This window comes from Sporosarcina sp. SAFN-010, from assembly GCF_059415065.1.
The window spans coordinates 264,699-277,373 of record NZ_JBPFDS010000002.1; the positions used below are offsets into that span (position 1 = coordinate 264,699).

The following is a 12,675-nucleotide window of genomic DNA, read 5'->3' on the forward strand; positions in this document are numbered from 1 at the left end:
TTATGAGCACTTCTCAAGAGTTATGAGCATTTCCCAAGAGTTATGATCACTTTTCATGATTTATGAGCACTTTCCCAGAGTTGTGATCACTTTTCATGATTTATGAGCACTTCTCAAGAGTTATGAGCATTTCCCAAGAGTTATGATCACTTTTCATGATTTATGAGCACTTTCCCATCGCTTATGGCTATCCAAGATTAATGACCAAATGCTGAGAGAAGGTTTTGCACTAAGTGCCCTTTACCAATCAAATGTATACCCATTCTCCATCGGAAAAGATTAATTAGCAGCGCCTTGTTTACTTTTTTCCAATGTTTCCTTCAAACCACTCGGTCCATTCAACAACAACCAAATATAGCGCGATTCCTCTTTACTGCCAGGTTCGAGACGCTGTTGGCGTGGATATTCAATCGTTTGAGCACGGAACGCCATCAAGTGCATGACGTTGCCATTTACTGCAGATGCTTTCTTCAGCATATCTGCCTCTTCTTCAGACTCGCCACCAGATGCTTCGTTTTCGAGCTTCCAATCCAAGTATAAATACGTGGCATCATTTTCAGAACCGCGCTCGTAGCGAACTAATAACTCTCCTGCTTCATTGAAGCGTCCAGCGTGGATCAGCGAAGCAATCGCTTCATAGCGAGCTCCTTGGTTGTCTGTCGTATTCATGCGGACGAGATCCAAGAACACCTCGGCGGCTTCGTTGAACTCTCCGTGCATGAACAGATGCGTACCGTATGCAAATGCCGCCCGCATGAACGGTCGATTGGGAATGTTTTGCCACGGATTTTCGCCCGCTTCAAAACGTTTACTCGCCTCTCGGATTGCCCGCTCATAGAGCTCGCTCGCCTTCTCTGCATCCTTTTCTGTTTCCGCTTTCAGCAATAGCCCATCAGACAAGTCCGGTACAATGGACAACGCCGAATCGGCTAATTTCCGGCGCGTTTCTTCGTCTTCTGCGCCAAACGCTTCATAAGCAAGTCGCTGTGCACGTCCTTCATCCACCCCTGGACGTCGCTCAGGTTCAACAACACCTGAAGTCGTCATCGCCGTTTCCCATAACTCCGATTCTGTTGGTCTTGGGTCTGTACCAATCTCGTAGATAGCAGCGGCTGCAGCATCTCCATCTGTCATCATCGCTTCATATAACTCTCTCAACTCTTTCGAGAAGCGGTCAACCGCGTCCGGATCTTCTGCCGGTTCAAGCATAGCCTCTTGTTTGACCAGTGATAATGATTGACCGACTTGAAGCGATGCCTGTACAAACGCAGACACATCCAATTCAGCATCCTCTGTCATTTCGGTATTCAAAAAGTATGCAACCGCCAATTTCTGAAGCATTTCTCTGACATCTGCAGGCTCATCTGCTTTCGCAAGATGTTCGTCAAGCTGCTTCAATGCAGTCAACTGTGCCGGCGCAAGCACATCTTCAATCATTTCATTCATCGAAGCCATGCTGCGTTTCACGAGCAGTTCATAGATTTGAAGCGTATGCTTGCGGACGAATTCTGCAGGTGACTGATCAGATGATTTCTCCCATAGCTCAAGCAATGATTTTTTCGTCTGTTTGCTCCATTTAGCTAAAAACAGCATAGATGAAACCGGAGCAATCGACTTGTCACCACGGCGGGCATCCGGAAGTACAACGCCAAACACTAATGTACCTTCATCTGCAGGCATCCCTTCGATACGCGCCAATTCAATTACATCGCCAGTCAATAACTTTGTAATCTCCAACGCATTTGGCTTCGCCGCTGTAATTTCACCAAGTAGCATAAACGGCTCTTCCCACTTCTTAAGAACGTCCTGTACCGTTCCACGGGCCGCAGCGATTTGTTGCTTGCGGATATACTCTTTCCATTGTGAATTGTCTTCTATGAATAAATAAAATTCAGAAGCCGCCTCTTCTATATGTGCCGGTTCCCAACTGCCACGGAGTTTTTCAGCCCACTGACGCATGAGACGCATCATGGATTCCCGCTTGTCCCCTGTTGGATATGTATCGAAAAATTGACTAAGAATACGATCGAGCTCTTCATTGACGACAGCACTAAGCAGATCATCGCCAACTTTCCCACAGCATTTTTTATACTTTTTCCCACTGCCGCATGGGCATGGTTCGTTTCTTCCAGTCATGTTCAAATCACCCCGACTATTTAAGGAGGCTGTTGGTCAGCCCCCGATGTAACTCATGTTAATCTTTTTGTTTTTACGATTTTTCACAGTTTGTTCCGTACGTTCATCCGAATAACGATCTGCACGGTTTTCCCATACGCCCGTTACAGCTGCAGCAAGTTCTTCGTCTGTAGCACCCTCACGTATAAGCGCGCGGACATCGAATCCTTCTGACGCAAATAAACACGTAAATAACTTACCTTCTGACGAAAGACGAGCACGTGTGCACGTTGAACAGAACGACTCGGATACCGATGTGATGAAACCAACCTCGGCTCCATTGTTTTTATAGCGCCAGCGCTTCGCCACTTCTCCATAATACTCTTCCTCAACCGGCTCAAGATCATGGACAGCTTGCAAACGTTCCAAAATCTCCTTCTTCGTCACGACCTTCTCAAAACTCCAACCATTGTCATTTCCAACATCCATAAATTCAATGAATCGCAACGTGATACCGCGCTCTTTGAAGTATTGAGCCATGGGCAAGATTTCTTGCTCATTGGCTCCCTTTTTCACGACCATGTTCATTTTTATAGTAAACCCTAAAGCGTGAGCCTTATCGATATTTTTAAGTATGACTTCAGGCTTCACGCCTCGACCGTTCATCTCCCCGAATAACTCCGGATCCAGTGCATCCAGACTAATATTCAACCGGCGTAAGCCCGCGTCATATAATGGCTTTGCATATTGACCGAGTAAAACGGCGTTTGTCGTGAGGCCAATATCTTCAATTCCTTCAATTTGCATCAGTTTCCCTACAAGTTCAGGAAGTCCTCGTCTCATGAGTGGTTCTCCACCCGTTAACCGTAACTTCTTCACGCCCATCTTCGCAAAGAGTTGCGCAAGCCTTTCAATTTCTTCAAATGACAGTAACTCACTTTTTGGTAGGAACACATAATCGTCCCCAAAGATCTCTTTCGGCATGCAATAGGAGCATCTGAAGTTGCAGCGGTCTGTCACGGATATTCTCAAGTCACGAATCGGACGACCAAACTTATCTGTTATTGGCTCCATGTTGTCATCTCCCCTCAAGTTGTCCAGGCCTGTTTACATTATCAAAAAGCGATGGCTTCTTTTCCAATAACGCCTGTCCATCCACCCAATGATGAATGAGTGGTCGGACACTTCTGTTCTCCATCTCGAGCGAAGAGCGGATCATCGGTTCCGCCTCCTTGCTCCAAATGGAGAGCAGCGGATGTAACTTGCCGATTTCTTCAATCGCAACGGACATATTGCCCACCCTATGGTTCATTAATTTCCGAATAATAGAGTCATCTGCAAACGGAACATCACACGGCAGCACCGCATACCAATCACTTTGAATGGTATTCATTCCCGTTAAAACCCCTGCGAGAGGACCTTGTCCCGCAAACTCCTGCAAATCCGTGACGACATGCAATGTACTAGGAAACCGGTCAACGTCTTCTGGTCTAGCAACGACTACAATTTGCGTGCAATGGGGCGTTAACGCAGCAATCGTATACTCGTAAAAGCACTTTCCATTATAAGTTGCGAATGCCTTTGTTGAACCAAACCGTCTCGACTGACCCCCTGCTAATACGATACCAATCATGACATCAACCTCCACTGACTGGTGGAATGAAAGCACATTCATCTCCTGAATGAATGACGTCTTCAGGAAGTGCATATTCTTCATTCACCGCCACTTGAATATCGTCTTTTCCAAACCCGGGATAGGTTTCTTCAGCCCAGTCCAACAGTTCTTGCACCGTCATCTGCTCACGGTCCAGCGTTTCTTGACCTTTTCCAGCAAGCTCTCTAAGTCTGGCAAAATATTGAATGCTAATCATACAGAATCCACTCCCTTGTCAGGATATTTCTTTTGGGCGCCTAGCCATTCTTCGCCGTCTTCCCAAATCTCTTTTTTCCAGATGGGAACAACTTCTTTAATGCGCTCAATTGCGTATTCATTTGCTTCGTAAGCTGCTTTTCGATGCGGAGATGAAACCGCGATCACAACAGCAATATCCGATATGTGCAATTCTCCGATGCGATGCGCAATCGCAACTTTGACCCCTGGCCATTTCGCTTCCATTTCCGCACCGATTTCAGCGAGTTTTTTTTCCGCCATTGGTACATAAGCTTCGTAAGCTAAATAGACCGTCCGTACGCCGTGGGTCCATTCCCGAACGTGCCCCGTGAACAACGTGACCGCGCCTGCACCCGCATGCAGGACGTAATTGGAGTATAATTGCGCATCAATCGGTGCTTCCACTACTTCAAATGGTTTCATAATGATCCTCCTTATTCAGCCAATCCGTGAACCAGTTATCGAGTTGCATCGAATCACCGCGATCTTTGATAGTCGAGTATTCACTGTGCGCAACCTCTCCAATAACAAGCCGAACTCCTTCAAGTTCTTGCAATGTATCCCAGTCTTCGCAGCTGCGAACGAGAACAACCTTCGCGCCGCGCTCATCCTTATAGCCTTCGATCAGCAACACGTCTGGTGAATCGTATGTAACTAGCGCTTTTAATGCTCCAAAGGGGGGCTCATTGTTCAATAAAAGCTGAGCACTGCCGCCGCCAGCCACTAGTGTCGCATCCGCGCCTTTATCGAAAAAGCGGCTGGTATCCGTTTCTATAGAAGGCAGCTCAATCTGTCCCCCGTGGCCATGGTGCTTCAACACAGCGACCGTGAGCCCTTTCGCTTTCACAACACTGATCCAACGTTCTAGCAGAGTCGTCTTTCCGCTGTTTTTATAGCCAACAATATGGAGGGTCTTCAAAGCACCCAATCCTCCACACCTTGTTCAGCGCCAATTAGCAATAAATCTACTTCATCGCCTGTAGAATACCCTCTCGTACCGCTTGGTAATACAATTAGACAGTTTCCTCTCGCAATAGATGACACCGCATTGGATTTATTGAATCCTGCAGGAGCTGCAGTTACACCCTTTTCAGTCATTTGCCAAACCGCGCGGACAAATCGAGTGAACGGATTCGGTTTTGTAAAATCTTCTGCTAATTTGGCTTTTAAATAGGGCAGGTATGGTGCCGTACATCCCATCATTGAAAGCAAGGCAGGACGCGCAAACAATTCAAACCCTGTAAAACAAGCAGATGGATTACCCGAAAGTCCGAACAAGAACTTGTCCCCTAGGACTGCAACCGTCGTCACACTTCCCGGGCGCATGGCAACTTTGTTGAACAACACTTTTGCGCCTAACCGTTCATAGATTGCAGGTAAATGATCGAAATCTCCGACTGAAACGCCACCTGTTGTAATGAGGGTATCCGTTTCCTGCAGGGCACGCTCAATCACTTCTGTGCATGCATCCAAGTCGTCTGAAGAAGTGCCATATGATCTAAATAGTACGCCTAGTCGCTGTAATTGCCCTTTCACCATAGGACCATTAGAGTTTCTGATTTTACCTGGCACTAAATCATCCGATACGTCCAACAATTCTGTTCCTGTCGATAAAATCCCGACGACTGGCTGCCGATAAACCGCTACATCTGCATATCCAAAAGTCGCAAGCAATGCAATCGTACCTGCATGAATGAGAGTTCCTGCTGCAATAAGCAACTCGCCTTCCGCAGCGTCTTCTCCTTTGTAAGAGATGTTTTCCCCAGATTCATATGGTTTCCTCACTGTAAAGCCTTCTGCCGTTTCTACTGTCTGTTCAAACATTACAACAGCGTCTGCGCCTTCAGGTATTTGAGCACCTGTCATAATTCTATACGCTTCGTGAGGTCCCACAGGTTGTTCTCCTACGTAGCCCGCGCCAATCTCACCAATAACCGTAAATGGCACACGATGTTCACCTGATGCCCCTTCACTGTCTTTCGCTCGGATAGCAAAACCATCATAAGGTGATCGATCAAACGGAGGTACGCTATGGCGGGCAACAATCGGTTCAGCTAAAATACGGCTCATAGACTGTTCCAATGAAATCGATTCGGTTCCTAATCGTTGAACGTGACTCATTACTTGCGCTACTGCTTCAGCTACTGGGATCGGCTTTCTCATCTCCACCAAAAGCACCTGCTTTCTTCTGTTATACTGAGTGTATCAGAGTTGAAAGGAATGATTCGAATGTCTGAACTCACTCATTTTAATGACCAAGGACGTGCACGGATGGTCGATGTATCCGACAAATCTATTACATCACGCACTGCTGTTGCGAGCACATCCATCCTTGTCAATGACACGATTTACAATCAAATTAAAGACGGTAAAAATAAAAAAGGCGATGTCTTCGCAGTGGCACAAGTCGCTGGGATTATGGCAGCTAAAAATACGGCAACCATCATTCCAATGTGTCATCCACTTCCTCTAACCGGTGTCGATATTCGATTTGAATGGAATATCGATGAATCTATGCAACACTATGAAGTACTCATTCGCGCAGAAGTGAAAACAACAGGACTCACCGGCGTTGAAATGGAAGCACTCACAGCCGCATCAGCGACTGCCTTAACGGTGTATGACATGTGTAAAGCAGCTGGTAAAGAGATGGTCATCGGCCCCACGATGCTTCAATCTAAAACTGGTGGGAAAAACGGGGATTATACTAGGACGGATGCGTAACTCGCTTCCGTCTTTTTGTATCCCTTATAAATGCTTCGTCAACTCATAGTGAATGTGCAGCAGCTCCGGCATAACAAGGCGATCCATCGCAAGCGCAACTGCTTTTACGGATCCTGGTAACGCAAACAGGACTTTTTCTCCGACAGCTCCAGCAGCTGCACGGCTTAGCAGCGCTTTCGAGCCAACATCCTCTGCGTAACTAATGTAGCGGAACAACTCTCCGAAACCGGTTAATTCCTTCGTGAAAAATGGACGGATCGTTTCAATTGTCACATCCCGATAACTGATGCCGGTTCCGCCAGTGATGATAATCGCATTCGCATCCTTCTTGCCAATCCACGATTCCACCGCTTTCAAGATCGCGTTTTTATCATCCGGACAAATGACTCGGGCAATCACTTTATGTCCCGCTTCCTCTACCTTTTCTCTAATTAATCTTCCGCTATTGTCATCTTCCTCCGTACGTGTATCGCTCACTGTTAATACACACACATTCAATTTCCTTTTCATCTCTGAGTTTTCTTTGTACACATCGATTCTCCCCTTATCCGAACAGTTGATGATAGATTTTGCGCCCTTTCCGCATATCCTTCAACCCATGAATGAGCAGTCTTCCATTTGAGAACCCCACACAACGATATCCCTCTGCGTAAAACTCAACAAAAAATGGGGTATGCTTTTCCACTGTCCCGAGACGTTCCGCAACGCGATAGACATCTTCTCCAGTCAACTTACGCTCAGCTGCCGGGATGATTTGAACCGTTTCCCGACCGCACAATACGGCGTAGTTCGTGCCTGACTCGGAATTCAAGGACGGGTATGTAGGAGTACTTCCACATGTTTCACACGCTTCCTTCTTCAATCGTGTGATGCCCGCTTCCACTTGCGTATTATGCCAAATATCTGTGTGTAGCAATTTTGTACGCATCGCTTCTTGGTTCCCTGTTAACCATTTTAGCGCTTCTGTACTTTGGTGCGCAGCTGTAAGTTGAACAGCTGGTGCAATAATGCCCGCAGTATCACAGGTTTCATTGACAGAAGGAAGTACTGGCAACAAACATCTGAAGCAAGGCGTTTTACCCGGGATGAATGGAAATACGCTACTGGAGCTTCCGACACACGCTCCATACACCCATGGAATCTTATATTTCCACGCGAAGTCATTCAGTAATAATCTAGCCTCAAAGTTATCGGTCGCATCCAATAAGATATCCGCATCCTGCGCATATCGTTCCAGAAGTTGCCCATCAACATGGTCAAGTAACGGAACCAGTGTCACATCACTACGAATCGCACGCAGTCTTGCTTCTGCTGCAATTACTTTCGGCACGCCTTGAACAGCATCCTGCTCTGTGAACAGTTGTTGTCTTTGCAGATTCGAAGGCTCTACGTAATCCCGATCCGCTATCGTCAGTTTCTGAATACCCGCACGCACAAGTGTCTCTGCAATTGCCGACCCAAGTGCCCCACATCCGAGGACAAACGCATGGGAGTTTTCCAATTTCCGTTGTCCTGTCTCTCCAATTGGATTGAACAAAACTTGTCTTGAGTATCGTTGTTTCAAAATACGCACCTTCATTTCGCTTAAAGTAAGCAGAGGACCGCCAGTCGATTAGACCGGCCGTCCCCGTTTTAAGCTCTGGTTATATCGCTGAATGTCCCAACGTAACGGGTTACGTCACCATCATTATTTTTAATGGCATTGATGGTCAACAGCTCTAAGTACTCAGAACCATCTCTCCGTTTGTTCCATATCTCTCCTTGCCAAGATCCTTCGTTCCCAATGACGCTCCACATAGATGTGTAGAACTCCTTGGATTGCTTGCCTGAACTGAGGACATTCGGGTTTTCCCAATGACTTCATCTGAAGGATATCCTGTCAATCTAGTAAAGGCAGGATTGACCGACAAAATCTTTCCAGATGCATCGGTGACAAGAATCCCTGAACCTGTCGAGTCAAATACTTCTTTTGCAGTAGACAGACGGTCCATGTAATAGAGCCAGATGACGAGGACTAGACTTACGAGTGCAAATTGGGCAAACGCCATGAACCCAATTGAGTACGACCCTGTCATTGAATGCACCGCAGATAAGAGTAATGGTGGGAAGAATCCACCGAGACCACCCATCATCGATACAATACCATTTGCTGTTCCTGCTTGTTTACTGAAGTAAAACGGAACTAGTTTGAAAATAACACCATTTCCGATACCAGCAGTTAGGGCAATGAGCATGATTCCGACTGTGTATAGAAGAATCGATGGGGAGAATGCGAGTAGAACCGCAGCGAATGTCAGTCCTGCGAAAACACCCATCAATAGGAACAACGGTTGGAAGCGATCCGCAAGCCATCCGCCCACTGGACGAAATAGTGTTGCTACGATGATAAATCCTGCTGTCCGCATTCCTGCATCCACTTTTTCCAACTCAAAGTAATCGACCAGGAAATTCGGCAAGAAGATTGTGAACGCGACAAACGCTCCAAAAGTGATGAAATAGAATAACGAGAAGAACCATAGTTTTTCATTTTTATAGACACCTTTAATTTGTCCGATCATCGATGTCTTCACTTTAGGTTCTTTGCGATCACCGAGTACGAAGTTCAATGCTGCGAACGCAAGCAGTAGAATCAGATAGAATTTAACAGTAGCACTCCATCCAAACTGTACCGCCAAAACAGGTGCAGCGAACGTTGTAACGGCTGTACCCACGTTCCCCATTCCATAGATTCCGTTGATCAAACCATGTTTTTCTTTTGGATAGTACTTCGGCAGTGAAGTAACCCCAACAGAGAACACAGCACCCCCGATACCTAGGAACGTACCGCCAATGATTAAGTCCGTGAACGATGATGCAGCACTTATGTAGAACACTGGAAATAGTAACAAGATGAAACTCACTGCAAAGATAATCCTTGCTCCAAAAACGTTTGCGTAATAGCCAAGCGGAATTCGCAAGATCGAACCGAGAACGACTGGAACTGCAGTGACTATCGCAACACGTGATGCTGGAATCGCAACGTCTTCACGAATAAACGGAAGCAGTGACGAAATGAGCACCCACACCATGAAACCTACGACTAAGTTTGCCGTTTGTAACGGCAGTTGCACTTTTTTAATCATCCATATCAGTCCATTTCTATAGGGAATGAAAGGCTCTTGTAGATCAGGTATTTCCTGTTTACCTTACAAAATTGGTGTATATAACTTTTCGAATAACGCGTCTTGTTGTTCAATACGCAACATGGATTCTACCATCGGAAAAACAATCGATTCTTCCTTGATGAAATGCACAGTAATTGCTTCAAAAGCTTCTCCCGCGTCTTTTGCTACGGCTTCAAGATCTTTCAATGACAGGTCATCCAGACTACCTCGTGTATGGTGAAGGAAATGTCCGATGTAGGCATCCAGCTCTTCATGCTCTTCTTCAACTGCCTTGACTGGACCCTGATCGCCTCCTATATATTGCGCAAGCACAGGAAACAAAATATCTTCTTCCTTTTCTGTATGATTCTTAAACGGTTCGATAAACTCAATTAGCGCTTTCCGCAATGAGGCAATAGCTTCACGAGCCTCTTCAAGTGAGTAGATGTTTCGTTCGAATCCAAGAACAATCGGATGCCAATTATCCATTAAATACTTCAAGTACTGATGCTCGTTTTCCAATACCTGCAACGCAGGCAAATCGAATTTGAATCGCTTAGATTCCATGACGAAGCCTCCGTTTCAACTAAACCAGTTTTAGAAATTCAAGAACTTCTTCTTAAGCGCATATTCAACTAGCTCTGGTTTACTCTTCAAGTCTAACTTCTCCATCAACTTCGCTTTATGTGCTTCCACTGTTTTTACAGATATATATAGCTTTTCAGCAATTTCTTTGTTCCCATATCCTTTTGCAACGAGTGGCAACACTTCAATTTCACGCTTTGAGAGAATTTTAAATGGATCTGTTTCCACTTGCTCTCCATCCTTTTTTACAAACTCTCGAACTAGCGAAGTCGCCATAGATGGTTGAATGTACGTACCGCCGTCATAAACTGTACGAATCGCTGTAAATAATTCTTCGTCCGGTGAGTTTTTCAATACATATCCGGATGCTCCGTTTTTCAACACATGAAACAAATATTCTTCGTCGTCATACATCGTTAAAATTACAATTTTTGTGTCTGGGAAATCTTCGTTGATTTTCCCAGTGGCGATCAAACCACTTTCTCCAGGAGGCATGCTCAAGTCCATCAAAAGTACGTCCGGTTTATGTTTAGCGACTAAATCATAAGCCTCCAAGCCATCCGCGGCTGTTGCTACGACTTCCATATCCCGTTGGAAATTCAATATGTGCATGAAGCCGCTTCTTACGACTGCGTGATCATCCGCGATGATTATTTTCAATGTCCGTTTCCTCCTTCTTTAGAGGCACGGTGAGTATTATTGTCGTTCCATTTCCAATGCCTGTTTGAACCGTTAAAGTAGCATCCACCAACTCCGCACGTTCTTTCATCCCAAATAATCCAAGCCCTGTCCCTTTGTACGTCGGCGAATTCGAGTCAAATCCCACTCCTGAATCGCAAATAGTAAGTGTCAACTCATCTGAAGACAATAAAAGATCGACATCGACTTCATCAACATCTGCGTACTTCAATGCATTGAATACAGCCTCTTGACAAACTCGGTAGACGACGGTTTCAATCTCACCTTCGAATCGTTGAGAGTGCATATTGCTTTTGAAATGGACGAGAAGTCCATAATTTTTTTCAGTCCATTTGAAGTGTGTGCGGAATGCTGCTTCTAACCCTAAGTCATCCAACGTTGCCGGTCTTAGCTGAACCGATAGATGGCGGATATCATCGAGTAGACGCATAAGTGATCCTTCTGTTTGTCTAACCTTTTTCAATACATCATCTTCCACATTCATGTACTTCAACACGCGAAGGTCAACTAAAGAGCTCAGCATCTCTTGAGCCACACTGTCATGTAACTCACGGGAGATTCTCTTGCGCTCATCTTCTTGTGCTTTAATGACTCGTTTGACGAGGGTCTTTTGATGCACGGTTTCAGACGTTTTGAATTGCTCCGTCAAATCCCGAAGCATGAACACGCGAATTCCTTGTTCCTCATCGATCATTTGAATACTTCCTGTATACGGAACAATACCTCGACCAACTGTTTCCAGAAACACTTGAAATGAAGGGATATTCCGATTCGGATCTGACATATAACAAGAAATACATGTCTGTTCTTCTTCAGCACTTGTGAATCCTTTGCACGCCATACAGATTGCATCTGCACTTCCAGATTTCATGAGTTGAGCGACCTGAGGATCGAGAATTTTTTCAGCAGCTTTGTTCATCGAAAGAACGCTACCCTCAAGGCTGAAGAAGAATATAGCTTCTGTGGAGTTTTCATATAGCTGCTCTAACAGATTACTCATGCCACTTTGACTAATTCCATTCAATTCCCGGTCAACTCCTCACTGTAATAAGGTCCGAATGTCGGTGCAACTAGGGATTGCAACAATTCATACTTCTCAACAGACATACTATTCTTCTTGCGACACCCCGCTAGCAAGATCCCCTTCACACGGTTGTATTTAAACAAAGGAATTGCTGCGAAACTTTCAAGCTCTTCTGCTATAAGAATTGGATAGTTATATAAATCTTCTTTTTTATAATATTTCTGAGCATCCGGTACGTACATCGGTTTACCTGTCTTGAATACAATCCCTGCAACGCCTTTTCCAGAATGGAGAACAATGCGTCGAAAACGTTGACTCAAATTCCCAGATGCGTACTCCCAACGAATTTGAAAGTGCCGCTCCTCGGGTTGCACAAGTGCCAATGCGACGAAATCACACGCCATTGCAAGACGAATCTCTTCAACTTGCTGCTGGTAATTAAATGCTGACTGGCTTTCCATGAGACATCCCCCCCTCTAACTTGAGAAAGGGCT

General features: G+C 45.4%; 14 protein-coding genes and 1 pseudogene. 1 reads left to right on the top strand and 14 read right to left on the bottom strand.

The features are described 5' to 3' along the window. Positions 1–279: 279 nt before the first annotated feature. From ACR65F_RS04180 to ACR65F_RS04210, 7 genes are read right to left on the bottom strand one after another with little or no spacing between them, the layout of a single operon-like run. The gene (locus ACR65F_RS04180) at positions 280–2,136 is read right to left on the bottom strand and encodes an SEC-C metal-binding domain-containing protein (RefSeq protein WP_440503385.1); all 1,857 of its coding nucleotides are present in this window, start codon (positions 2,134–2,136) and stop codon (positions 280–282) included. A 36-nt stretch (positions 2,137–2,172) separates the two neighbouring features. Beyond that, positions 2,173–3,189: a GTP 3',8-cyclase MoaA gene (gene moaA / locus ACR65F_RS04185; RefSeq protein WP_440503386.1), complete on the bottom strand. Its 1,017-nt coding sequence runs from the start codon at positions 3,187–3,189 to the stop codon at positions 2,173–2,175. A 4-nt stretch (positions 3,190–3,193) separates the two neighbouring features. Continuing rightward, positions 3,194–3,748 carry a molybdenum cofactor guanylyltransferase gene (locus ACR65F_RS04190; protein ID WP_440503387.1) on the bottom strand — a complete coding sequence of 185 codons (555 nt, stop codon included), beginning with the start codon at positions 3,746–3,748 and terminating at the stop codon, positions 3,194–3,196. A gap of 4 nt (positions 3,749–3,752) precedes the next feature. Then, entirely contained in the window at positions 3,753–3,986 is a 234-nt protein-coding gene (gene moaD, locus ACR65F_RS04195; RefSeq protein WP_039042695.1) for a molybdopterin converting factor subunit 1, read from the bottom strand. Then, positions 3,983–4,429, bottom strand: a complete 447-nt coding sequence (locus ACR65F_RS04200) for a molybdenum cofactor biosynthesis protein MoaE (protein ID WP_440503388.1) — start codon at positions 4,427–4,429, stop codon at positions 3,983–3,985. Before ACR65F_RS04200 ends, moaD begins: the two co-directional genes overlap by 4 nt. Then, complete coding sequence (gene mobB, locus ACR65F_RS04205) at positions 4,416–4,925, bottom strand: molybdopterin-guanine dinucleotide biosynthesis protein B (RefSeq protein WP_440503389.1); 510 nt, start codon at positions 4,923–4,925, stop codon at positions 4,416–4,418. The genes ACR65F_RS04200 and mobB overlap by 14 nt, the downstream gene beginning before the upstream one ends. Beyond that, on the bottom strand, positions 4,922–6,178 hold the full coding sequence (locus ACR65F_RS04210) for a molybdopterin molybdotransferase MoeA (protein ID WP_440503390.1): 1,257 nt from the start codon (positions 6,176–6,178) through the stop codon (positions 4,922–4,924). The genes mobB and ACR65F_RS04210 overlap by 4 nt, the downstream gene beginning before the upstream one ends. A 57-nt stretch (positions 6,179–6,235) precedes the next feature. Between ACR65F_RS04210 and moaC the strand changes: the two genes are divergently transcribed. Further along, entirely contained in the window at positions 6,236–6,730 is a 495-nt protein-coding gene (gene moaC, locus ACR65F_RS04215) for a cyclic pyranopterin monophosphate synthase MoaC (RefSeq protein WP_440503391.1), read from the top strand. A 24-nt stretch (positions 6,731–6,754) separates the two neighbouring features. On the opposite strand, the gene ACR65F_RS04220 is transcribed toward moaC, so the two are convergent. The 7 genes and pseudogenes from ACR65F_RS04220 to ACR65F_RS04250 form a co-directional block, all read right to left on the bottom strand. Next, a complete protein-coding gene (locus ACR65F_RS04220) occupies positions 6,755–7,267 on the bottom strand; it encodes a MogA/MoaB family molybdenum cofactor biosynthesis protein (RefSeq protein ID WP_440503441.1) in 513 nt (170 codons plus the stop codon). Between the two features lie 7 nt (positions 7,268–7,274). Beyond that, a complete protein-coding gene (locus tag ACR65F_RS04225) occupies positions 7,275–8,294 on the bottom strand; it encodes a ThiF family adenylyltransferase (RefSeq protein ID WP_440503392.1) in 1,020 nt (339 codons plus the stop codon). Between the two features lie 68 nt (positions 8,295–8,362). Next, positions 8,363–9,852 (bottom strand): annotated as a pseudogene (locus tag ACR65F_RS04230) (nitrate/nitrite transporter). 63 nt (positions 9,853–9,915) lie between these two features. Further along, positions 9,916–10,440, bottom strand: coding sequence for a hemerythrin domain-containing protein (locus ACR65F_RS04235; protein ID WP_039042689.1), 525 nt, complete (start codon positions 10,438–10,440; stop codon positions 9,916–9,918). A 30-nt stretch (positions 10,441–10,470) separates the two neighbouring features. Continuing rightward, on the bottom strand, positions 10,471–11,118 hold the full coding sequence (locus tag ACR65F_RS04240) for a response regulator (protein WP_039042688.1): 648 nt from the start codon (positions 11,116–11,118) through the stop codon (positions 10,471–10,473). After that, positions 11,096–12,181, bottom strand: a complete 1,086-nt coding sequence (locus ACR65F_RS04245; protein WP_369795208.1) for a sensor histidine kinase — start codon at positions 12,179–12,181, stop codon at positions 11,096–11,098. The genes ACR65F_RS04240 and ACR65F_RS04245 overlap by 23 nt, the downstream gene beginning before the upstream one ends. Next, positions 12,178–12,642, bottom strand: a complete 465-nt coding sequence (locus ACR65F_RS04250; RefSeq protein ID WP_440503393.1) for a GAF domain-containing protein — start codon at positions 12,640–12,642, stop codon at positions 12,178–12,180. The genes ACR65F_RS04245 and ACR65F_RS04250 overlap by 4 nt, the downstream gene beginning before the upstream one ends. Positions 12,643–12,675: the final 33 nt, after the last annotated feature.

Excerpts from the sequence above, each read along its gene's own strand:
- moaD (WP_039042695.1), bottom strand. The coding sequence starts at position 3,986 with ATGATTAGCATTCAATATTTTGCCAGACTTAGAGAGCTTGCTGGAAAA.
- ACR65F_RS04235 (WP_039042689.1), bottom strand. The coding sequence starts at position 10,440 with ATGGAATCTAAGCGATTCAAATTCGATTTGCCTGCGTTGCAGGTATTG.
- ACR65F_RS04190 (WP_440503387.1), bottom strand. The coding sequence starts at position 3,748 with ATGATTGGTATCGTATTAGCAGGGGGTCAGTCGAGACGGTTTGGTTCA.
- ACR65F_RS04200 (WP_440503388.1), bottom strand. The coding sequence starts at position 4,429 with ATGAAACCATTTGAAGTAGTGGAAGCACCGATTGATGCGCAATTATAC.
- ACR65F_RS04250 (WP_440503393.1), bottom strand. The coding sequence starts at position 12,642 with ATGGAAAGCCAGTCAGCATTTAATTACCAGCAGCAAGTTGAAGAGATT.
- moaC (WP_440503391.1), top strand. The coding sequence starts at position 6,236 with ATGTCTGAACTCACTCATTTTAATGACCAAGGACGTGCACGGATGGTC.
- ACR65F_RS04180 (WP_440503385.1), bottom strand. The coding sequence starts at position 2,136 with ATGACTGGAAGAAACGAACCATGCCCATGCGGCAGTGGGAAAAAGTAT.
- moaA (WP_440503386.1), bottom strand. The coding sequence starts at position 3,189 with ATGGAGCCAATAACAGATAAGTTTGGTCGTCCGATTCGTGACTTGAGA.